At 73.8% G+C, this 19413-nt stretch carries 17 protein-coding genes; 8 read left to right on the top strand and 9 right to left on the bottom strand.

Annotation, left to right across the window (positions count from 1 at the left end; translation table 11 throughout):
- Positions 1 to 81: 81 nt before the first annotated feature.
- A complete protein-coding gene (locus ABZ716_RS04720) occupies positions 82 to 480 on the bottom strand; it encodes a roadblock/LC7 domain-containing protein (RefSeq protein WP_351883725.1) in 399 nt (132 codons plus the stop codon).
- Between the two features lie 341 nt (positions 481 to 821).
- On the opposite strand from ABZ716_RS04720, the gene ABZ716_RS04715 reads away from it, so the two are divergent.
- The gene (locus ABZ716_RS04715; RefSeq protein ID WP_358811740.1) at positions 822 to 1421 is read left to right on the top strand and encodes a methyltransferase domain-containing protein; all 600 of its coding nucleotides are present in this window, start codon (positions 822 to 824) and stop codon (positions 1419 to 1421) included.
- Between the two features lie 55 nt (positions 1422 to 1476).
- On the opposite strand, the gene ABZ716_RS04710 is transcribed toward ABZ716_RS04715, so the two are convergent.
- On the bottom strand, positions 1477 to 2391 hold the full coding sequence (locus ABZ716_RS04710) for an oxygenase MpaB family protein (RefSeq protein ID WP_358956492.1): 915 nt from the start codon (positions 2389 to 2391) through the stop codon (positions 1477 to 1479).
- 134 nt (positions 2392 to 2525) lie between these two features.
- On the opposite strand from ABZ716_RS04710, the gene ABZ716_RS04705 reads away from it, so the two are divergent.
- Positions 2526 to 3314, top strand: a complete 789-nt coding sequence (locus tag ABZ716_RS04705) for a hypothetical protein (protein ID WP_358811692.1) — start codon at positions 2526 to 2528, stop codon at positions 3312 to 3314.
- A 150-nt stretch (positions 3315 to 3464) separates the two neighbouring features.
- Here the strand turns inward: ABZ716_RS04705 and ABZ716_RS04700 are convergent, their stop codons facing one another.
- A complete protein-coding gene (locus ABZ716_RS04700) occupies positions 3465 to 4022 on the bottom strand; it encodes an MOSC domain-containing protein (RefSeq protein ID WP_358956490.1) in 558 nt (185 codons plus the stop codon).
- Positions 4023 to 4245: 223 nt separating this feature from the next.
- On the opposite strand from ABZ716_RS04700, the gene ABZ716_RS04695 reads away from it, so the two are divergent.
- Both ABZ716_RS04695 and ABZ716_RS04690 read left to right on the top strand, forming a co-directional pair.
- Positions 4246 to 5571 (top strand): GAF domain-containing protein, encoded by a 1326-nt coding sequence (locus ABZ716_RS04695; protein ID WP_358811694.1) that lies wholly within the window; start codon positions 4246 to 4248, stop codon positions 5569 to 5571.
- Between the two features lie 56 nt (positions 5572 to 5627).
- Positions 5628 to 7151 (top strand): aldehyde dehydrogenase family protein, encoded by a 1524-nt coding sequence (locus ABZ716_RS04690; RefSeq protein ID WP_358811695.1) that lies wholly within the window; start codon positions 5628 to 5630, stop codon positions 7149 to 7151.
- 29 nt (positions 7152 to 7180) lie between these two features.
- Here the strand turns inward: ABZ716_RS04690 and ABZ716_RS04685 are convergent, their stop codons facing one another.
- A complete protein-coding gene (locus ABZ716_RS04685) occupies positions 7181 to 8116 on the bottom strand; it encodes a helix-turn-helix domain-containing protein (RefSeq protein ID WP_358956488.1) in 936 nt (311 codons plus the stop codon).
- A 127-nt stretch (positions 8117 to 8243) separates the two neighbouring features.
- Between ABZ716_RS04685 and ABZ716_RS04680 the strand changes: the two genes are divergently transcribed.
- The 3 genes from ABZ716_RS04680 to ABZ716_RS04670 all read left to right on the top strand — a co-directional run bounded on the left by ABZ716_RS04680 (position 8244) and on the right by ABZ716_RS04670 (position 10717).
- Positions 8244 to 9278, top strand: coding sequence for a saccharopine dehydrogenase NADP-binding domain-containing protein (locus ABZ716_RS04680; protein WP_358956485.1), 1035 nt, complete (start codon positions 8244 to 8246; stop codon positions 9276 to 9278).
- Between the two features lie 145 nt (positions 9279 to 9423).
- Positions 9424 to 10254, top strand: a complete 831-nt coding sequence (locus ABZ716_RS04675) for an alpha/beta fold hydrolase (RefSeq protein WP_358956483.1) — start codon at positions 9424 to 9426, stop codon at positions 10252 to 10254.
- A 58-nt stretch (positions 10255 to 10312) separates the two neighbouring features.
- A complete protein-coding gene (locus ABZ716_RS04670) occupies positions 10313 to 10717 on the top strand; it encodes an FKBP-type peptidyl-prolyl cis-trans isomerase (RefSeq protein ID WP_358811699.1) in 405 nt (134 codons plus the stop codon).
- A 103-nt stretch (positions 10718 to 10820) separates the two neighbouring features.
- On the opposite strand, the gene xdhC is transcribed toward ABZ716_RS04670, so the two are convergent.
- Genes xdhC through ABZ716_RS04655 form a run of 3 tightly spaced genes read right to left on the bottom strand, consistent with a single transcriptional unit; the run spans position 10821 to position 15485 of the window.
- On the bottom strand, positions 10821 to 11639 hold the full coding sequence (xdhC, locus tag ABZ716_RS04665) for a xanthine dehydrogenase accessory protein XdhC (protein ID WP_358956480.1): 819 nt from the start codon (positions 11637 to 11639) through the stop codon (positions 10821 to 10823).
- The gene (gene xdhB / locus ABZ716_RS04660) at positions 11632 to 14007 is read right to left on the bottom strand and encodes a xanthine dehydrogenase molybdopterin binding subunit (protein ID WP_358956478.1); all 2376 of its coding nucleotides are present in this window, start codon (positions 14005 to 14007) and stop codon (positions 11632 to 11634) included. The genes xdhC and xdhB overlap by 8 nt, the downstream gene beginning before the upstream one ends.
- On the bottom strand, positions 14004 to 15485 hold the full coding sequence (locus ABZ716_RS04655; protein WP_358811702.1) for an FAD binding domain-containing protein: 1482 nt from the start codon (positions 15483 to 15485) through the stop codon (positions 14004 to 14006). Before ABZ716_RS04655 ends, xdhB begins: the two co-directional genes overlap by 4 nt.
- A 482-nt stretch (positions 15486 to 15967) precedes the next feature.
- Between ABZ716_RS04655 and ABZ716_RS04650 the strand changes: the two genes are divergently transcribed.
- The gene (locus tag ABZ716_RS04650) at positions 15968 to 17041 is read left to right on the top strand and encodes a BTAD domain-containing putative transcriptional regulator (RefSeq protein WP_358956475.1); all 1074 of its coding nucleotides are present in this window, start codon (positions 15968 to 15970) and stop codon (positions 17039 to 17041) included.
- A 25-nt stretch (positions 17042 to 17066) separates the two neighbouring features.
- Here the strand turns inward: ABZ716_RS04650 and ABZ716_RS04645 are convergent, their stop codons facing one another.
- Complete coding sequence (locus tag ABZ716_RS04645; protein WP_351883692.1) at positions 17067 to 17720, bottom strand: cutinase family protein; 654 nt, start codon at positions 17718 to 17720, stop codon at positions 17067 to 17069.
- Between the two features lie 85 nt (positions 17721 to 17805).
- Positions 17806 to 19407 (bottom strand): alpha/beta hydrolase, encoded by a 1602-nt coding sequence (locus ABZ716_RS04640; protein WP_358956472.1) that lies wholly within the window; start codon positions 19405 to 19407, stop codon positions 17806 to 17808.
- Between the last annotated feature and the right edge of the window lie 6 nt (positions 19408 to 19413).

The raw sequence follows: 19413 nt of genomic DNA, 5'->3' as shown, positions 1-19413 counted from the left end.
TCTCGCGATCCCCCCGAGGCGATCACTCTGTGTAAAGACCGTAACCGAGCGCTACGACATCGCGTCCGCCCTGTGGATAACTCAGCCGCCGGTGATCCGCCGCTCCGTGACGCCCAGGTGCTCCCCCACCCGGTTGACCAGCAGCGTCATCTCGTACGCCACCTGCACGATGTCTGCCTCGGCGGCACTCAGCGCGCACAGGCTGCTGCCGGATCCGGCCGCCACCACGAAGAGGAAGCCCTCGTCGTACTCGACCATCGTCTGGCGCACCTCGCCGGCCCTGAAGTGCCGTCCGGAGCCCTTCGCCAGGCTCTGGAGCCCGGCCGCGACGGCGGCGAGGTGCTCGGAATCCTCCCGCGCCAGGCCCGCGCTCGCCGCCGTCACCAGCCCGTCGTTCGACAGCACCACCGCGTGGCGGACCTGCGGGACCCTGCGTGTCAGATCGTCCAGCAACCAGTCGAGCTGCTTGTCCAGTGCCATGTCCAGCCCCTCCCCGTTGACCCGGCCGACGTGGCCGCGCCCTCCCCGCGTGGTCGTGCCGCCAGCCTTCCCCACCAGGGGCTTTCCGGCAAGAAGGAGGGACGCATGGCACGGAAGATGACTCAAGAGGAATGGCGGTCCTCCCGCCCGCGCCGCGCCCGTGCCGCGCTGGCGCCCGTACGAGCCGGGACGGAAGCGCGCACATCCCTCCGATCCGGTCCGTTCCCGGCAGCGGCCGCCGCGCGTTCAGCGCCGGCGCCGCACCGTCAAGAGACGGAATCTGGCCCTGCACACGGTCTGCCCGGTACGGAATCATGGGGTGCATGAGCACGGTGAACGGTATGAGCGAGAACCACGCGCGGGTACAGGAGTTCTTCGGGGCGCGCGCGGACGCCTGGGACGAGAAGTTCCCGGAGGACGGACCCTCCTTCGCGACGGCCGTCGCCGAGTGCGGGGTCGGTCCCGGGGACCGGGTGCTCGACGCCGGCTGCGGGACCGGGCGGGCGCTGACCCCGCTGCGCGCCGCCGTCGGCCCCTCCGGAACGGTGCTCGGCGTGGACCTCACCGAGCCGATGCTGGCCGCCGCCCGGCGGGCGGGACGCGGGGCGTACGGGACGCTGCTGCGCGCGGACGTGGCCCGGCTGCCGCTGCGCGACGGGGCCCTGGACGCGGTGTTCGCGGCCGGACTGGTCGCGCACCTGCCCGAGCCGGCGGCGAACCTGCGCGAGCTCGCCCGCGTGGTCCGCCCCGGCGGCCGGCTCGCCCTGTTCCACCCGATCGGGCGAGCCGCCCTCGCCGCGCGCCACGGCCGCGAGCTGACCCCGGACGACCTGCGCGCCGAGCACAACCTCGGCCCGCTGCTGTCCGGTTCCGGCTGGGAGATGACCTCGTACGCCGACGAGGACGCCCGCTTCCTCGCCCTGGCGGTCCGCCGCCCCTGAGAAGACCGCTGTACGCCGGCCCGCACGCCGCAGCCCCCGCCGGACCCGGTGAGGGCTACGCCGGGGGCTGGGCGTCCGCTCCGGCCGGGCGGCGCGGGTGGGGCACGGGGCAGCCACGCGCCCCGGGCACCGGGAAGGTACCGAGCTCGCCCACGTCGTAGCCGTGGGGGTAGCCCTTGATCTCCGGGTTCTGGCGTGCGTAGTGCGGGGCCGCCCGCGGGGGCAGCAGCCGCACCGCCCGGCCGCGCAGCCGCAGGGCGCCGTGGACCAGGCGGCTCACGGCCGGGTGCGGGCGCTCGTACCGGAACGCCTTCAGCAGGGGCTCGTCGAGCAGGGCGAGGCTCGCCCCGCGTACGGCGGGAACGAGGGGTGCCGGGTACCAGGAGGCCATCAGGCCCAGGGTGGAGTCGGCGACCGCGCGGCCTCCCTCGTCCCAGCCGAAGTGGGCCTCCTCGTAGGCGTCGAGGGTGGTCTCGAACTCCTCGTAGGAGCCCGGGATGTCCTTGACGCCCAGGTGCCGGCCGAGCTCCGCGTAGTAGTTCGCGCAGGCGCGGCGCTCGTGGTGGGTCAGCGGGCGCCAGCCGTAGGCGTCGATCCAGCGCGCCGGGATCACCACGAACGTGCACAGGACGTAGCGCATGTCGTCGTCGGAGATGTCGTAGCCGCGGTGCATCTGGTTGACGCGGCGGATGGCGGTGCGCGCCGTGTCGTGGTCGAAGCCGTGCTCCACGACCGCGTCGAGGAGCAGCGCGGTGTCGTCGTAGCGTTTCTGGGGACGCTCGGTGAACTCGGCGGTCTCGGCGAGCAGAGCTCCGATGCTGGGGACGGCGTAGGTGCGGAAGAGGGCCAGTTCCAGGGCCCGGGTGAAGTCCCAGGGGAATTCGTAGGTGGCGGTGAGCCGGTAGATGGCGAGGAAGTCCTGGTCGGGGTCGAGCCGGAGGATCTCCTTCAGCCGGTCGTAACGCTGCACCGGTCTCCCTTTCTGTGGCGGGTGCCCAACTCTACGTGCAGGTAGCGGGCTTGAAATTCGCCGCCTGCCGGGTCTCGACGTGCGAGTTACCGGCTGGTTAGGGTGCGCCGACGAGACTGCGATCGGGAGGCCAGGTGTCGGACGAGGAGGGCGGGGGCTCGCTGTACGTGCTGAGTGCCGTGCTGCTGACCCCCACGCAGTTCCCGGCGTTGCTCGGCGACGACTTCCCGGAGGCGTGCGCGCTGCTGGGCCTGGCGCCCGCCGCCGAGGGGTACGGGCTGGTGCTCGGCCAGGACGAGGAGGGCGCCCGCTGGACGGTCGTCGTGGACGACGTCTCGCTGGTGGCCGCCGCCATCGCCTCCTGGGACTGCGGCATGGAGTACGACCTGTCCCCGGACGAGCGGACGATCGTGCTCTCGCTGGCGGGCTGGCCGCTGGAGCTGACCGTGTCCACGCCGGGCCTCCCGGCGCCGCACGACCCGGAGCGGGGCGCGGACGGGACCGGGCGGGTGCCGCTGGCTCCGCCGTCGGCGGACACCTGGGGGCCGGTGCAGCGCCGGCTGGGCGCGGACCAGATCGCCCGGGAATGGGCGGACTGGCACCAGCGCGTGGCGGAGGACGGCGGGGCCGCGGCCGCCGCGCACCCCGGGCTGGCGCGGGCGCTGCGGGAGGCGGACGGCTACACCCGGCAGCCGCCTCCGCCCGGGCGGGTGCGGTCGGCCTTCGCGGGTGAGGGCGTACGGACCCTCCGGGCGGACGGGCCCGGCTGGTCCCTGGTGGCCCGCACCGACGACGCGGCTTTCGTGCTGCTGGACGAGGAGCCGGGCGAGGTGCTGGCGGTGCCCCGCGAGGGCGCGGGCGGACTGCCCGAGCTGTCCGGCCTGCTGGCGTCCCTGGCCCGCGTCGCAGCCCGGCCGGCCTGAACCCGGCCCCCGCCGGACCCGGGGCCGGCTCCGGCCTCGGCTGCCCCGCCAGCCCGCTGCCCCGCTTGACCCCGGCCCGGCTCGTCCCGCCCCTCTCCCGGCCCGCCCGGCGCCTACGCGTCCGTCACGCGCGTGCGGGGTACGGCCGGCTCAGACGCGGTCGAGCGGTATGTGCGGCAGCGGCGGGAGGGTGACCGTGATGGTGTCGCCGGGGCGGACCGTGCCGCCCCGGTGGACCACACCCATGATTCCGGCCTTGCGGACCACCCTGCCCTGCTCGTCCCGGCCGACGACCTGCTTGAGCAGACCGTCCTGGAAGCCGTTGATCTGCGGGCACGGGTTGCGCAGACCCGTCACCTCCACGACCGCCTCCTCCCCGATCCCCAGCAGGGTGCCCGTCGGCAGGGGCAGCAGGTCTATGCCCTCGGTGGTGACGTTCTCCCCCAACTGCCCGGGCTCCACCTGGTATCCGGCCTCCGCGACCTCCTCGAAGAGCTCCCGGTGGATCAGGTGCACCTGGCGGAGATTGGGCTGGGTCGGATCCTGCGCCATGCGCGAGCGGTGCTTGACCGTGACCCCCGCGTGCACGTCGCCCTCGACACCGAGGCCGGTGAGCAGGGTGATGCTCTCCCTGTTGGGCTTGGTGAAGGAGTACACGCCGTTGCTGCTGACCGCCGCGACCTGTGCGGTGGTGTTCATGGTGTCCATCTGGGCTCCCCCCTGCCGCTCTCGGCGGCCGATCCGACGGGTGAGGGCCGCCGGCGCCGGCCCTCACCCGCACAACGCGCGCCGGCGGTGATCCGTTCCCCCGGCACCACCGCCCGAAGCCGCCCGTGGACTGGCCGACGTCGTGCTTGCCGGGGTCCCGGACCGCCGCCCACGATGGGGGCGCTCCGCGTACCGCGGCTCCACGGTCCCTCGGGAGGGTGACATGGGCGTTCCGTCGTTGGCGCTGCCGGGCGGGGCCGACCCCGCCGAACGCACGCGCGTCCTGCGGCGGGCGCACGACGCCTTCACCCGGGACGGGCGGGTCGAGCCGCCGGTACGGGCAGTGATCGCGACGTCCTGGCGGCGCTGCGCGCGGGCCCGGGTCAGCCCCGAGTGCGCTCCCCGGCTGGACCGGCCGGAGGCGGAGCTGCTGGCGTACCGGGAACGGCACCCGCTGGGCCGGGTGATGCCGCTGTTCCGGGACCTCGTCGGAGCGTTCGCGGCGCAGGGGGCGCACCTGCTGGCGGTGTGCGACGCGCGGGGCGGGCTGCTGTGGGTGGAGGGCGAACCGGCCACCCTGCGCCGGGCCGAGGGGCTGGGCTTCGTCCCGGGTTCGCGGTGGGCGGAGTCGGTGATGGGAACCAACGCCCCCGGCACGGCGGTCGCGCTGGGGGAACCCGTACAGGTCTTCGGCGCCGAGCACTTCAGCCGCATCGTGCACCCCTGGACCTGCGCGGCGGCCCCGGTGCGGGACCCGCGTACCGGCCGGGTGCTCGGGGCGGTGGACATCACCGGCGGGGACGGGCTGGCCCACCCCCACTCCCTGGCCTTCGTCCAGGCGGTGGCCCGGGCCGCCGAGGCCCAGCTGGCGCTGCTGCCACCGGAGCCGGACTCCGCCGCCCCCGACACCCTGACCGCGCTCGGCCGGGACGAGGCGCTGCTGGTGCTGGGCGGGCGGCGCCTCACCCTCGGGCGCCGGCACAGCGAGATCCTGGCGCTGCTCGCCCACCACCCCGAGGGCCTGTCCGGGGAGGAACTGGCCTGCTCCCTCTACGAGGACGAGTCGGTGGCGGCGGTGACCCTGCGGGCGGAGATGTCCCGGCTGCGCACGCTGCTGGGCGCCGGGAACCTGCTCTCCCGCCCGTACCGCACCACCGCGCCCCTGGAAGCCGACTTCGCCGCCGTGACCCGGCACCTGGCGGCCGGCGCCGTGTCGGCGGCCCTCACCCGCTACCCGGGCCCCCTGCTGCCGGCCTCCTCGGCCCCGGGCATCGTCCGGCTGCGGCGGCGCATCGAGGACCAGGCCCGGGCGGCGGTGATCGCCCGGGCGGACGTGGGGCTGCTGTCGGACTGGGTGTGCGGCCCGTGGGGCGCGGAGGACCTGGCGGTGTGGCGGGCGCTGGCCGCGGCGCTGCCGCCACGGGACCGGCCCGCCGCGCTGGCCCGCGTACGCTCCCTCGACGCGGAACTGGGCGCGGAAGCGGGAGCGGGACCAGGTGCGGACCCGGGCGCGGGCCGTGCAACGTTCCCGCAACCCGCCCGCCCCTAGCCTCCCTCCCGAGCGCTGTCCGACGGCGGCCGGCGCCCGGCAAGGGGAGGACCACCATGGCTCGTTACGCCGCGCCCGGAACCGAGGGCGCCCTGATGTCCTACGCGTCCCGCTACGACCACTACATCGGCGGCGCGTACGTGCCACCGGCGCGGGGCCGGTACTTCGAGAATCCCTCCCCCGTCACCGGACAGCCCTTCACGGAGGTCGCCCGGGGCACGGCGGAGGACGTGGAGCGGGCCCTGGACGCGGCGCACGCGGCGGCCCCGGCCTGGGGCCGGACGTCCGTCACGGAGCGGGCCGGCATCCTGCTGCGCATCGCGGACCGCATGGAGCAGCACCTGGAGGCGCTGGCGGTCGCGGAGACGTGGGAGAACGGCAAGCCGGTCCGCGAGACCCTCGCCGCCGACCTGCCGCTGGCCGTCGACCAGTTCCGCTACTTCGCGGGGGCGCTGCGCGCGCAGGAGGGCTCGCTCAGCCAGCTGGACGAGGACACCGTCGCGTACCACTTCCATGAGCCGCTGGGCGTGGTCGGGCAGATCATCCCGTGGAACTTCCCGATCCTGATGGCGGTGTGGAAGCTCGCTCCCGCCCTCGCGGCCGGCAACACGGTGGTCCTCAAGCCCGCCGAGCAGACCCCGGCCTCCGTCCACTACTGGCTCGGCCTGGTGGCGGACCTGCTGCCCGCCGGGGTGGTGAACATCGTCAACGGCTTCGGCGAGGAGGCGGGCAAGCCGCTGGCGTCGAGCCCGCGCGTGGCGAAGGTGGCCTTCACCGGGGAGACGGCGACGGGCCGGCTGATCCTGCGGTACGCGGCGGAGCACCTGAAGCCGGTCACCCTCGAACTCGGCGGCAAGAGTCCGAACCTCTTCTTCGACGACATCTGGACGAAGGACGACGAACTGCGCGACAAGGCCCTGGAGGGGTTCACGATGTTCGCGCTGAACCAGGGCGAGGTGTGCACGAGCCCTTCGCGCGCCCTGGTCGAGCGCGGTCGCTACGGCGAGTTCCTGGACGCGGCGGTCGCCCGCACCGAACTGATCGTGCCGGGACACCCGCTGGACACGGACACAATGATCGGCGCGCAGGCGTCGCAGGAACAGCTGAAGAAGGTCCTGTCATACGTGGAGATCGGCCGGCAGGAGGGGGCGAAGATCCTCACGGGCGGCGGCCGCGTCGACCACGGCGGCGACCTGGCGGGCGGCTTCTACGTCCAGCCGACCATCTTCGAGGGAGACAACCGGATGCGGATCTTCCAGGAGGAGATCTTCGGGCCGGTGGTGTCGGTGACCTCGTTCGAGGACTTCGACGACGCGATCCGCATCGCCAACGACACGGCGTACGGGCTGGGCGCGGGCGTCTGGACCCGCGACGTCAACACGGCGTACCGCGCCGGCCGCGCGATCCAGGCGGGCCGCGTCTGGACGAACTGCTACCACGCCTACCCGGCCCACGCCGCTTTCGGCGGCTACAAGCAGTCGGGCATAGGCCGCGAGACCCACAAGATGATGCTGGAGCACTACCAGCAGACGAAGAACATCCTGTGCAGCTACTCCCCCAAGAAGCTCGGCTTCTTCTGAGGGGCGGGGAGGAGTGGCGACGGCGTGCCTCAGGAGCGGAAGGTGCGCCGGTAGGTGTCCGGGGAGATTCCCACGCTGCGGTGGAAGTGGCGGCGGAGAGTGGTGGCCGTGCCCATGCCGGTGGCCTCGGCGATGGTGTCCACGGTGGCGTCGGTGGTCTCCAGGAGCTCCTGGGCGTGGCGGATGCGCTGGCTGTGGAGCCACTGGAGCGGCGTGGTGCCGGTGAGGTGTCTGAAATGGCGGCCGAGGTGGCGTGAGCTCATCCGGGCCTGGCGGGCGAGGTCCTCGACGGTGAGCGGCTGGTCCAGTCGCTCCAGCGCCCAGGGGAAGAGTTCGCGCAGGGGGTGGTTGCCCGGGGCGGGGAGGGGGGTGGAGATGAACTGGGCCTGGCCGCCGTCGCGGTGGGGCGGGATGACCAGGCGTCGGGCGATCTTGTTGGCGTTCGCCGAGCCGTGGTCGAGGCGGACCAGGTGCAGGCACAGGTCCATGGCGGCGGCCTTGCCCGCGGAGGTGAGGACGTCTCCGTTGTCGACGTACAGGACGTCCGGGTCGACCGTGGCCGCCGGGTGGCGGCGCGCCAGCTCCCGCGTGTGCGCCCAGTGGGTGGTGGCGCGCCTGCCGTCGAGCAGTCCGGCCGCGCCCAGGACGAAGGCGCCCGTGCACAGGGAGGCCACGCGGGCGCCGGCCTCGTGGGCGGCGCGTACGGCCTCGACCAGTTCGGAGGGCGGTTCGCGGTCCGTGTCGGCCCAGCCGGGGACGATCACCGTGTCCGCCCGCGCGAGGTGGTCGAGTCCGTGGTCGGGTTCCAGGCGGAAGCGGCCGACGCGCACCGGGCCGTTCCCGCACAGGGAGAAGTCGTACCAGGGGTTCACCACGTGGGTCAGGTCGGACCCGAAGACCTCGACGGCCACGGACAGTTCGTAGTGCAGCATGCCGTCGGTGACGGCCAGCGCGACAGTGGGCATGTCCGAAACTGTACGGGGCATGTCGTTTCCGACGCTCGTGCGGGTGCTGCCCGGCCGAAAGGATGGGGGTGTCAGGCCGCGGCGGATCAACAGCGCAGCGGGCGTTCGAGCGGACGGGAACAGTCTCATGGGGTCAGGTCAGAGGGAGCCGGGTCAGCCGGTGGCGGTCTTCGGCGCGTACGGTCACACGGGCCGGTTCGTGGTCGCGGAGCTGGCCGCGCGCGGCTTCGTCCCGGTGCCGTCCGGGCGCAACGCGAAGGCCCTGGAGGAACTGGCCGAGGAGCACGCGCTGGAGTCGCGGACGGCGTCGGTCGAGGACCCGGCTTCGCTGGACCGGGCTCTGGCGGGAACGGTGGCGGTCATCAACTGCGCCGGCCCCTTCGCCTCCACCACCGGCCCCGTCATCGAGGCGGCGCTGCGCGCGGGGATCCCGTACCTGGACGTGGCCGCCGAGCTGGAGGCCAACCTCGACACCTTCGGCCTCTACCGCGAGCGGGCCCGGGAGGCGGGAGCGGTGATCGTCCCGGCCATGGCCTTCTTCGGCGGTCTCGGCGACCTGCTGGTCACCGCGGCGATGGGCGACTGGGCCGAAGCCGACGAGGCCCACATCGCCTACGCCCTCAGCAGCTGGCACCCCACCCCCGGCACCCGGCTCTCGGGCGCGGTCTCCCGCGAGCGCCGCGGCGACCACCGCCTGCGCTACAGCGGCGGACAGTGGGAGCGCCTCACCGGCCAGGCGCCCACGACGCAATGGGCCTTCCCGGAGCCGATGGGGAGCCGGCAGGTGATCGGGGAGTTCACGATGGCGGACGTCATCACCGTCCCCCAGCACCTGTCCATCCCCGAGGTGACCACCTACATGACCGTCGAGGCGGTCCGTGACGTCGCCGCCCCGCACACCCCGGCCCCGGCCGCCGCCGACGAGAGCGGCCGCTCGGACCAGACCTTCCTCGTGGACGCCGTCGTGCGCGCGGGCGGAGCCGAACGCCGGGTCACGGCCGTCGGCCAGGACATCTACGCCGTCACCGCGCCCCTGGTCGTCGAGGCGCTCGAGCGCGTCCTGACCGGCCGCACCAAGGCCGTCGGCGTCGCCTCCGCGGGCGAGATGTTCGACGCACCCGACTTCCTGCGCGCCCTCGCCCCGCACATCACGCCGGCCTGATCCCGCGGCAGCCGGTCCCGCGAGAGCTCCTCGCCGTCCTCTGAACAGCCGTCTCCGCCATGACCTCGGCGGTAATGGCGCGGCCCGGGGCGCCGGACGAGGATGGTGCCACGCCCCCCGGACCGCCTCAGGAAGGGATTCCCTCATGCCGTACTTCGAGTCCACGGCCGACCGCACCCGCCTCCACTACGTCGACTACGGTCCGGCGAGCGGGCCCGTCATCGTCTTCGTCAACAGCTCCTACTTCAGCACCGAGATGTGGGAGTACCAGATGCTGCCGCTGGCGGACGAGGGGTTCCGGTGCGTGGGGTTCGACCGCAGGGGACACGGCAGGTCCGACGACGTCTGGGGCGGCTTCGACCTCGACACGCTGGCCGGGGACCTGGGCGCCCTGCTCGACCACCTGGACCTGCGCGACGTCACGCTGGTCGGACACTCCCTGGGCTCCGCCGAGGTCATCCGCTATCTGACCCTCAGCGGTGGCGAGCGGGTGGCCCGGATCGCTCTCGTCGCCGGAGTGGCGCCGGGTCCGGCCCGGTCCGCGGACCACCCCGGGGGGCTGGCTCCCGAGCTCGTCCACGCGTTCAACGAAACGTTCCGGCAGGACCGGGCGACGTTCTTCGCCGACGGGGCGGACGCCTTCTTCGCCCGCCACCTCCCGGGTCCCCCGGTGTCGGACGCGTACGTGGCCCACATGGTGCGCCTCTGCCACGGAGCGACCGCGCGCGCCGGGACGGCCCTCAACGAGATCCTGGCCTCGCTGAACCTCGTACCGGAGCTGACGAAGATCGACTGCCCGGTCCTCGTCGTGCACGGGTCCGCCGACGCCTCCGCCCCGCTCCACCTCACGGGCGGCCGCGCGGCCGCCCTGATCCCGGGCGCGGCACTGCACGTGTACGAGAACGCGGGCCACGGGCTGTTCGCGACCCACGCGGACCGCCTCAACGAAGACCTCCGCACCTTCGCCCGCGGCTGAGTCCCCCTGGCACACTCGGAAGGCCCGGGTGTTGTCGACGGAGAGTGATGAGGCTGCGATGAGTGACGTGACGAAGCCCGTGGTCGAGGTTCCGGAGGGGGAGGCCCCTGCCGAGCTGGCCGTTCGGGACCTGGTCGTCGGGGACGGACCCGAGGTGAAGGCGGGCATGGCGGTCAAGGTCCACTACGTCGGCGTGACCTACGCCTCCGGGAAGGAGTTCGACGCCTCATGGGACCGGGGCGAGCCCTTCAAGTTCACGCTGGGCGGCGGCAAGGTCATCAAGGGCTGGGACCGGGGGGTGAGGGGGATGAGGGTCGGCGGCCGGCGCGAGATCATCGTTCCCCCGCGTCTCGGGTACGGGAACCAGTCGCCCTCTCCGCTGATCCCGGCGGGCTCGACGCTGGTCTTCGTGGTGGACCTGCTCGACGTGTACTCCCGCACCACCGGATGGAGCAACGCCTAGCCGGGCCACTCACGGGGCCGCCGACGGCCCCGAGCCGCTCGGGGCCGTCGGCGACGCCGGGGCCGGGCACGCAGCGCTCGCGCGGAGCTGCGCCGGGCGGGGTTCAGCCCCTCTCCCGCTCGAAGGTGCGCAGCAGGTCGGCCGCGACGCCCACCGCGATCACGGCGGGTTCCTTGCCGGTGATCTCCGTCAGGCCGATCGGGGTCTTGATCCGGTCGATGGTGGCCTCGTCGTGGCCGCCCTCGGTGGACAGGCGGTGCCGGAAGCGGCTCCATTTGGCGGCCGAGCCGATCAGGCCGATGGTGCCCAGACCGCTGGTGCGCAGGGCGGCGTCGCACAGGGCGGCGTCCTCCGCGTGGTCATGGGTCATGATCAGCACATGGGTGCCGGGGGCCAGTTCGGCGAGCACCTCCTCGGGGAGCAGCGGTGTGTGGTGGACGTGGACCTGCGCCACCGCGTCGCCGAGCACGGCCAGCCGCTCGTCGGTGAGCTGGCCGGGACGGGTGTCCACCAGGTGCAGGTCCAGGTCGAAGCGGGCCAGGATCCGGGCGAGTTCGAGCCCGACGTGGCCGACGCCGAAGACCGCCACCGCCGGGACCACGGGCAGGGGTTCGAGCAGGACGCTGACGGCTCCGCCGCAGCACTGGACGCCGTGCCGTCCGGTGACCTTGTCGTTGAGGGCGAACTCCATCAGCTCCGGCTCCGCGTCGGGGGTCTCGATGACCTCGCGGGCCCGGTCGATCGCGACGGCCTCGATGTTGCCGCCGCCGATGGAGCCCCAGGTCTCGGTGCGTCCCACGACGAGTTTGGCGCCGGCCTTGCGGGGGGCGTGGCCGCGTACGGTCGCGACGGTCACGAGCGCGCCGGGTTCCCGGCGGGCCCGCAACCGCGCGACCGCGGCCACCCAGGTCAGGTCAGGCATTGCTCAGAGCGGTCGGCGCGGCCGTACCGGTGGACGGTCCGGCGGCGGCGCGGGCGGCTTCGACCGCCCAGTAGACCGCCTCCGGGGTCGCCGGGGAGGCGAGTTCCACACTCACCCCGGCGGGTCCGAAGGCCGCGGCGGCCTGCCGCAGCGCCTCCCGTACCGAGAAGGCGAGCATCAGCGGGGGCTCTCCGACGGCCTTGGAGCCGTAGACGGCGCCTTCCTCGGTGGCGTGCTCCAGCAGCGTGACGTGGAACTCCGCGGGCATCTCCGAGAAGCTGGGCAGCTTGTAGGTGCTGGCGGCCTGGGTGAGCAGCCGTCCGCGGTGCGGCCCGTCGCCGGTGTCCCAGCGCATCTCCTCCAGCGTCAGCCAGCCCGCGCCCTGCACGAAGCCGCCCTCGACCTGGCCGATGTCGATCATCGGGGAGAGGCTGTCGCCGACGTCGTGGACGATGTCCACGCGGCGGATGCGGTAGGCGCCGGTGAACCCGTCGACCTCCACCTCGGCGGCGGCGGCTCCGTGGGCGAAGTACTTGAACGGTGAGCCCCTGAATGCTTTCGCGTCCCAGTGCAGGCCCTCGGTGCGGTAGAAGCCGGCCGCCGACAGCTGGACCCGCTGGAGGTAGGCGGTGCGCACCAGGTCGTCCCAGGCCAGTTCCCGGTCGCCGCCCAGGACGCGGGCGACGCCCTCGACGATGCGCACGTCCGAGGCGCTCGCGCCCAGCTGGGTGCCGGCCACCTCCAGCAGCCGTCCGCGCAGCTGTTCGCAGGCGTTCTTGACGGCCGCGCCGTTGAGGTCCGTCCCGGCGCTGGCGGCGGTGGCGGAGGTGTTGGGCACCTTGTCGGTGCGCGTCGGCGCCAGCCGGACCTTGTGCAGGGGGATGCCCAGGGTGGTCGCGGCGACCTGGAGCATCTTGGTGTGCAGGCCCTGGCCCATCTCGGTGCCGCCGTGGTTGATCAGGACCGAGCCGTCCTTGTAGATCAGCACGAGCGCGCCGCCCTGGTTGAAGGCGGTGAGGTTGAAGGAGATGCCGAACTTGATCCCGGTGAGCGCCAGGGCCCGCTTGGTGTGCGGGTGGGCGGCGTTGAAGGCGGCGATCTCGCGCCGGCGGTCGGCGAGGCCGCCGTTCTCCTTGACCTGCTCCCAGACGGCGGAGATCCGTCCGGGCTGGGTGACGGGCTGCCCGTAGGGGGTGTACTGGCCCTCGCGGTAGAAGTTGCGCTCCCGCAGCTCGGTGGGGTCGAGGCCGAGCAGCGGGGCGCAGCGGCCCATGATGTCCTCGATGACCAGCATGCCCTGGGGGCCGCCGAAGCCGCGGAAGGCGGTGTTGGAGACCTTGTTGGTCCTGGCGATCCGTCCGGCGATGCGGGCGTTGGGGATCCAGTACGTGTTGTCGATGTGGCACAGGGCGCGGGCCACGACCGGCTCGGACAGGTCGAGGCTCCAGCCGCCGTCCGCGGTGAGGGTGGCGTCCAGGGCCCGGATGCGGCCCTCGGTGTCGAAGCCGATCTTCCAGGAGGCGTGGAACCCGTGCCGCTTGCCCGACATGGTCAGGTCCTGGGTGCGGTTGAGCCTGACGCGGACGGGGCGGCGGGTGAGCTTGGCGCCGAGGGCGGCGACGGCGGCGAACCCGTGCGGCTGCATCTCCTTGCCGCCGAAGCCGCCGCCCATCCGCAGACACTGCACGGTGACCTCGTGGCTGTGCAGGCCGAGGACGTGGGCGACGATCTCCTGGGTCTCCGAGGGATGCTGGGTGCTGCTCTGGACGAAGACCTGCCCGGCCTCGTCGACATGGGCCAGGGCGGCGTGGGTCTCGAGGTAGAAGTGCTCCTGCTCGGAGAACTGGAACTCGCCGGTGAACACGTGCGCGGAGTCGGCGAATCCGGCGTCGACGTCACCGGCCAGCATCACGGGGCGGGCCCCGTGGAAGCTGTCGGCCGCGATGGCCTCCGACAGGGTGACCAGGGAGGGCAGTTCGTCGAGCTCCACCTCGACGGCCGCCGCGCCGAGCCGGGCCGCCTCCAGGGTCTCGCCGAGCACCCAGGCGACGGCGTGGCCGTGGAACATGACGGTGTCGGGGAAGAGCGGTTCGTCGTGCTTCATCCCGGCGTCGTTGACTCCGGGCACGTCGTCCCCGGTCAGCACCTGGACCACGCCCGGTACGGCGAGCGCGGGCCCGGTGCGCAGGGCGGTGATCCGGCCGTGCGCCTTCATGACCTGCACGGGGTAGGCGTGCAGGACGTCCTTGGTGCGGTGGATCAGGTCGTCGGTGTAGAGCGCGGCGCCGGTGACGTGCAGGCCGGCGCTCTCGTGCGGCAGGGGCAGCCCGACCACGGGCTTTTCGGGGCGCTGGGACAACTGGCTCATGAAGACACCGCCTCGGTGGTCTGTGCGTACAGCTTGAGCAGGCTCTGGCCGAGCATCGCGGAGCGGTATACGGCGCTGGCGCGGTGGTCGTCCATGGGGGTGCCTTCGGCCCGCATCACGCGGGCCGCGGCCTCGGCGGTCTCCGCCGTCCAGGGCCGGCCCTCCAGGGCGGCCTCGGTGGCGAGGGCGCGGACCGGGGTGGCGGCCACGCCGCCCAGGCCGATGCGGGCCTTGCGGACGATCCCGTCCTGGACGTCGAGGGCGAAGGCGACGGCGACGCTGGAGATGTCGTCGAACCGGCGCTTGGCGATCTTGTGGAAGGCCGTGACCGGGGACAGCGGCAGCGGGATGCGTACCGCCCGGATCAGTTCGCCGGGGCGGCGGACGCTGCTCCGGTAGCCGGTGAAGTACGCGCTGAGCGGCACCTCGCGTTCGCCGTCGGCACCGGCGAGGACCACCGACGCCTCCAGTGCGAGCAGGACCGGCGGGCTGTCGCCGATGGGCGAGCCGGTGCCGAGGTTGCCGCCCAGGGTGGCGCTGTTGCGGATGAGCCGGGAGGCGAACTGCGGGAACAGATCGGCGAGGAGGGGGACGCTGCCGTCGAGGCGGCGTTCGATCTCGGTGAGGGTCTGCGCGGCGCCGATCTCGATGTGGCCGGGGGCCGTGTGCAGGCCGCGCAGTTCGGGCAGCCGGTCCACGGCGATCACGCAGTCGGCGCGCCGGGAGCGGATGTTGACCTCCACGCCCCAGTCGGTGCTGCCTGCGACGACGACCGCCCCGGGCCGCTCGCTCAGCAGGCGCAGCGCTTCGGCCAGGGAGGCCGGTCGCAGGAAGGTCTTGCCGTCGCGGGTGTAGGCGGTGGCGGCCGGCTGCGGCGGGGCCTGCTCGCGGCGCAGGGCGAGCGGGTCGTCCCCGGCGGGGGCGCCGACGGCGAAGGCGGCGTCGCGGATGGGGCGGTAGCCGGTGCAGCGGCAGAGGTTGCCGCTGAGCGCGTGGAGGTCGAAGCCGTTGGGCCCGTGCTCGGCGCCGGTGCCCGCGTCCGCCCCGTTCTCACCGTGCCCGTCGGCGTGGGCGCAGCGGCCGGGGCGGTAGTACTCGGCCGCCATGCTGCACACGAACCCCGGTGTGCAGTAGCCGCATTGGGAGCCGCCGCGGACCGCCATCTCCTCCTGCACGGGGTGCAGGACGGGAGGGGTGCCGGGCGCGCCGGGGGTGGCGAGGCCCTCGGAGGTGATCACCTCCTGGCCGTCGAGCGCCGCGGCCGGGACCAGGCAGGCGTTGACGGCCACCCAGTCGGTGGGCCGGTCCACGCCGGGACGGGCCACCAGCACCGAACAGGCTCCGCATTCGCCTTCCGCGCAGCCCTCCTTGGTGCCCGTGAGGCCGCGCTCGCGCAGGAAGTCGAGCACCGTCGTGTGGGGCGCGGCCGGGGCGAGCGGGGTTTCCTTCCCGTTGACGGTGATCCGCGCCGCTACCATCGCACGGCCTCGTTCCGGGAGATAAAGGGCGCAAATGTCCTAGTCGCCATATGTCTGGAGCTTTCTCGTTCGGTGGCGCAGCGCTAACAGCCCGCGGAGGGCACGTCGGCACGCGACGGCGCGCCGCCAGGCGGTGAGGGAGAACAAGCGGAGCCGGGGCCGCGATCGGGCACACCGGGAGGGAGAGGGGCTGTTCAGCAGCCGTGTGCTACACGGCCGGGGGCCCAGGCGACCTCGTGAGCGGGGCGCAGCGGCGCGGAGAGGGTCGGCATCCGACGTCGCCTCCTTCCCTGAGCTCACGAGTCGGTCGGCCCGAAGCTACGTTGCCGCAGGTTGATCGGTCAAGCAGGTGGGACGGGACGGGGCCCGTTGTCACTCCGGATGGTTCCGGATGGCCGCCCTGTACGCCCGCCCCTACCGTGTCGCCCTGGCGTGCCGGACGACTTCCGCCGGACCGGCCGATCCGCGCACCGGGAGGAACGATGCCGACGACCGCCACCACCCGACGCCCCGCCGCCGCAGAGCTGGACCACCTGGAGCGCGAGGTGCTCTCGGCGGTCGGCTGCGGTCTGCGGGACGAGGAGATCGGCGCTGCGCTCGGCCTCGGCGAGGACGCGGTGGCGGCCCACCTCACGCGGATCCTCGTACGGCTGGGCTTACGCGACCGGGCCGCCGCCATCGTCCACGCCTTCGACGCCGGGCTGGTCCGCCCCGGCCACGGCCCCCGTACACGGCCGGCGCCCCCGCCGCCCGGGACCGCCTCCGGCCGCGGGGCCGGGCCGCAGCTGCGGATCTCCCTGCTCGGGCCGGTGCGGGCCTGGCGGGACGGGCGGCCCCTGCCCCTCGGGCACCTGCGCCAGCAGTCCGTACTGGCGGCGCTGGCGCTGTGCGCGGGGCGCACGCTCGGCCGGCGGCAGCTGCTCGACGGGGTGTGGGGGCCGGAGCAGCCCGATACGAACGTGGTGCCGGTGTACGTCTACCGGCTGCGCAGGGCGCTGCTTTCCGGGCCGGGACCGGAGCGGGTGATCGCGTACGACCGGGGCGGCTACCGGCTGGTCTCCGGCGCGGCCGAGGTGGATCTCGTCCGTCTGGAGGAGCTGGCCGCGGGGATGGGGGCGGCGGACCGGGCGGGCGAGCCGGCGGAGGCGCTGCGCCTGTGCGTGCGGGCGCTGGAGCTGTTCCGCGGGGAGCCCCTGGCCGGGCTGCCCGGGCCGCTCGCCGAGCTGGAACGGCTGCGGCTCACCGAGCGTCAGATCGGCCTCGCCCAGCGCCAGGCGGAGTACCGGCTGCGGCTGGGCCGTTGCCCGGAGGCGGTGAGCGGACTGTTCGCCCTGCTCACGGCGCACCCGCTGCACGAGCCGGCCGCGGAGACGCTGATGCGCGCGCTGTACCGCGCCGGCCGGCAGGCCGAGGCGCTGGCGGTGTTCGAGCGGACCCGCCACCGCCTGGCGCAGGACCTTGGGGTCGCGCCGGGCCCGGTGCTGCGGCGGACGCACCGGATGATCCTGCGCGGGGAGGAGCCGCCGGGCCCCGGCCCCACCGGAGCGGCACGGTGAGGCCGGGGAGCAGCGTCGGCGGTGGTTACGCCGGATACCAGGCGCCGTTGTACCACTGCTCGTTGGCGTCGTCGTTGTGGTGGTCCATGTTGAAGTCCTCGGGGTAGTTCTTCACGTGGTTCTCGGGGTAGGTCCAGATCCCGGCGGACTCGTCGCAGACGTAGTCCCAGTGGCAGATCGTCTTGACGGGGACGTTGCCGAAGAACCGGTCGGCGCCGGCGAGCGGGGCCCCGATGATGCCGCCGAAGGGCACGGCCCCGCCGTTGGCCCCGGGAGGGCCCTGGCGCTTGGGGTCGGCGATCAGGATGGCGTTGACGTTGCCGAAGGTCTGCCAGTTCTCGGTGACCCAGACGTGGACCACTGCGGCGCCCAGGGAGTACCCGGCCATCTTGACGTGCTGCCAGGGGCAGGCGGCGCGCTGGTCGCGGACCAGCCGGTTCAGTTCGTTGACGCCGGCCCGGGTGCTCGCCCCGTTGGGGATCTGGGTGGGGTAGCCGACGTGCTGCTGGATGTTGCCGTAGAAGCCGTCGTTGTTCCACGAGCTGCCCGTGCCGCCGACGACGATCGTGTACGTGCCCTCGCACGAGGCGGCCGGCTGTGCCGCGGCCTCCTGTGCCCCGGTGAGCCCCGCCGTCAGGACGAGCCCGGCCAGGGCGGCCGCGGTCTTCATCGCTCGCATTCCACACTCCTCGTTTCTCCGTGGTGTCCGGACGCGGCCACGGTAGGGAGGAGCGATGAAATCCCGATGACCCCCGACGACCCCGTCAGGAGCCCGTGTCGAAGACCGGGGGCTTGAGGCCCTTGAGGCAGGAGGTGTCCGGGGCGGTCGGGGTGTCGAAGAAGGAGGCGGTGACGGCCTGGGCGCACTTCGACGTCGCGAAGACCACGTGCGGCTCGTACGGGACGGTGACGACGGTGGCCCTGCTCAGGGTGCGGGCGACGTACGGGCCGTTGCCGGCGCCGGTCTGGGCGTCGAACCCGCCCGAGAGGGCGAGGGTGGGGATGTCGCTCGTCGTGACGTCCCGGATCAAGCGCGGCGCCGCCGGGACGTTCCAGGCGTCGCAGTCCTCGCGGAGGAACGCCAGCTGCGGGGCCTGGGCCTGGACCGAGCGGGGGAAGCGGGGGAAGGCTTCCTGGCCCCCGCGCAGGGCCTGGGCCCGGGTCTCGTACGGGGTCCACTCGCTGCAGAAGACCCCGTAGGCGAGCCCGTGGGAGACGCTGCCGACGGCCTGGGGGGCGAGCCTCCAGCCCGCCCACTGCCGGGCGATCCGCTCGGGCTTGCCGTGGGCCAGCTCGTCGAGGGAGCGGGGGACCACGGCGGGGGTGTGGGTGGCGGTGGTCAGCCAGGTCAGCAGGGCTCCGCCGTCCAGGACCACCTTCACCGGCTTCGCCTGGCCGGGGACCGTGACCGTCGTGGTGACCGGCTTGGCCTCCAGCTGCCGGACGAGCCGCTGGAAGGTGGCCGGCAGGTCCGGGTAGCGGCTGTGGCAGGCCGGCTGGTCCGCGCAGGCTTTGAACAGTCCGTCGAAGCCCTGCCGGGCGCTGCTCCAGGCCGCGGCGGAGCCGCCCCGGGAGGGCGGCAGGATGCCGTCGATGCCGACCGACCGGATGCCGTCCGGGTGCAGCCGCATGTACACGAGCGCGAGCTGGGTCCCGTAGGAGATGCCGAAGACGTTCCACTCCTTGAGGCCGAGGGCGGCCCGCAGGTCCGCGTAGTCGGCGGCGCTCTCGGTGTCGTTGTAGGCGCTGAGGTCGGCCCCGGTGGCCGCCAGCTTCTTCCGGCACGCCTTCGTGGCGTCGACGTGCGCGCGGCCGGTGGACGGGGCGTCGTAGACCATGCCGATGACGTGGGCGTTGAACTCGTCGACCCGCGGGCACAGGAGCGCCGGGTCGGCGGAGTACGTGCCCCGCTGGGACATCAGGATCACGTCGCGGTCGCGGTTGAGGCCGCCGTCCACGGCGAGCTTCGCCTCGCCCACGGCGTCGTCACCGGGTCCGCCGGCCAGCCAGACGACCGGGTCCGGCCGCGGGGTCCGCGCGAGCGCCGGGATGACGGCCACGCCGAGCCTGATCGTCCGCCCGCCCGGCCGGGCGCGGTTCTCGGGGACGGTGAGGGTGCCGCAGCGGGCCCCGTCGAGCTCGGCGACGGGCTGCGGGGTCCTGGGGCAGGCGCCCGGCACGTAGCGGGCGTCGCCCGCCGTGCCCGCGACGCTGCCCAGGGGCGCCGGGGTGGGCTCGGCGGAGCCGTGGGCGAGGGCGGGCGCGCCGGACAGGCCGGTGAGGAGCAGGCCGGCCGCCAGGCCGGCGGAGGAGGCGTGCAGCCCCCGAGCCGTGCGGCGACGGCGGGGCGTTCGGGTGCGGGCCATCGGTCC

It is taken from the genome of Streptomyces sp. NPDC006687 (assembly GCF_040636215.1).
In the GTDB taxonomy this organism is placed as follows: domain Bacteria; phylum Actinomycetota; class Actinomycetes; order Streptomycetales; family Streptomycetaceae; genus Streptomyces.
Note: the sequence above shows the minus strand (reverse complement) of the source record. Positions and strands in the feature narration are given on the sequence as shown.

What these genes read in the sequence shown, in the direction of transcription:
- ABZ716_RS04720 (WP_351883725.1), bottom strand. Translation starts at nt 480, where the DNA reads ATGGCACTGGACAAGCAGCTCGACTGGTTGCTGGACGATCTGACACGC.
- ABZ716_RS04715 (WP_358811740.1), top strand. Translation starts at nt 822, where the DNA reads ATGAGCGAGAACCACGCGCGGGTACAGGAGTTCTTCGGGGCGCGCGCG.
- ABZ716_RS04700 (WP_358956490.1), bottom strand. Translation starts at nt 4,022, where the DNA reads ATGGACACCATGAACACCACCGCACAGGTCGCGGCGGTCAGCAGCAAC.
- ABZ716_RS04695 (WP_358811694.1), top strand. Translation starts at nt 4,246, where the DNA reads ATGGGCGTTCCGTCGTTGGCGCTGCCGGGCGGGGCCGACCCCGCCGAA.
- ABZ716_RS04690 (WP_358811695.1), top strand. Translation starts at nt 5,628, where the DNA reads ATGGCTCGTTACGCCGCGCCCGGAACCGAGGGCGCCCTGATGTCCTAC.
- ABZ716_RS04685 (WP_358956488.1), bottom strand. Translation starts at nt 8,116, where the DNA reads ATGCCCACTGTCGCGCTGGCCGTCACCGACGGCATGCTGCACTACGAA.
- ABZ716_RS04680 (WP_358956485.1), top strand. Translation starts at nt 8,244, where the DNA reads ATGGGGTCAGGTCAGAGGGAGCCGGGTCAGCCGGTGGCGGTCTTCGGC.
- ABZ716_RS04675 (WP_358956483.1), top strand. Translation starts at nt 9,424, where the DNA reads ATGCCGTACTTCGAGTCCACGGCCGACCGCACCCGCCTCCACTACGTC.
- ABZ716_RS04670 (WP_358811699.1), top strand. Translation starts at nt 10,313, where the DNA reads ATGAGTGACGTGACGAAGCCCGTGGTCGAGGTTCCGGAGGGGGAGGCC.
- xdhC (WP_358956480.1), bottom strand. Translation starts at nt 11,639, where the DNA reads ATGCCTGACCTGACCTGGGTGGCCGCGGTCGCGCGGTTGCGGGCCCGC.
- xdhB (WP_358956478.1), bottom strand. Translation starts at nt 14,007, where the DNA reads ATGAGCCAGTTGTCCCAGCGCCCCGAAAAGCCCGTGGTCGGGCTGCCC.
- ABZ716_RS04655 (WP_358811702.1), bottom strand. Translation starts at nt 15,485, where the DNA reads ATGGTAGCGGCGCGGATCACCGTCAACGGGAAGGAAACCCCGCTCGCC.
- ABZ716_RS04650 (WP_358956475.1), top strand. Translation starts at nt 15,968, where the DNA reads ATGCCGACGACCGCCACCACCCGACGCCCCGCCGCCGCAGAGCTGGAC.
- ABZ716_RS04645 (WP_351883692.1), bottom strand. Translation starts at nt 17,720, where the DNA reads ATGCGAGCGATGAAGACCGCGGCCGCCCTGGCCGGGCTCGTCCTGACG.
- ABZ716_RS04640 (WP_358956472.1), bottom strand. Translation starts at nt 19,407, where the DNA reads ATGGCCCGCACCCGAACGCCCCGCCGTCGCCGCACGGCTCGGGGGCTG.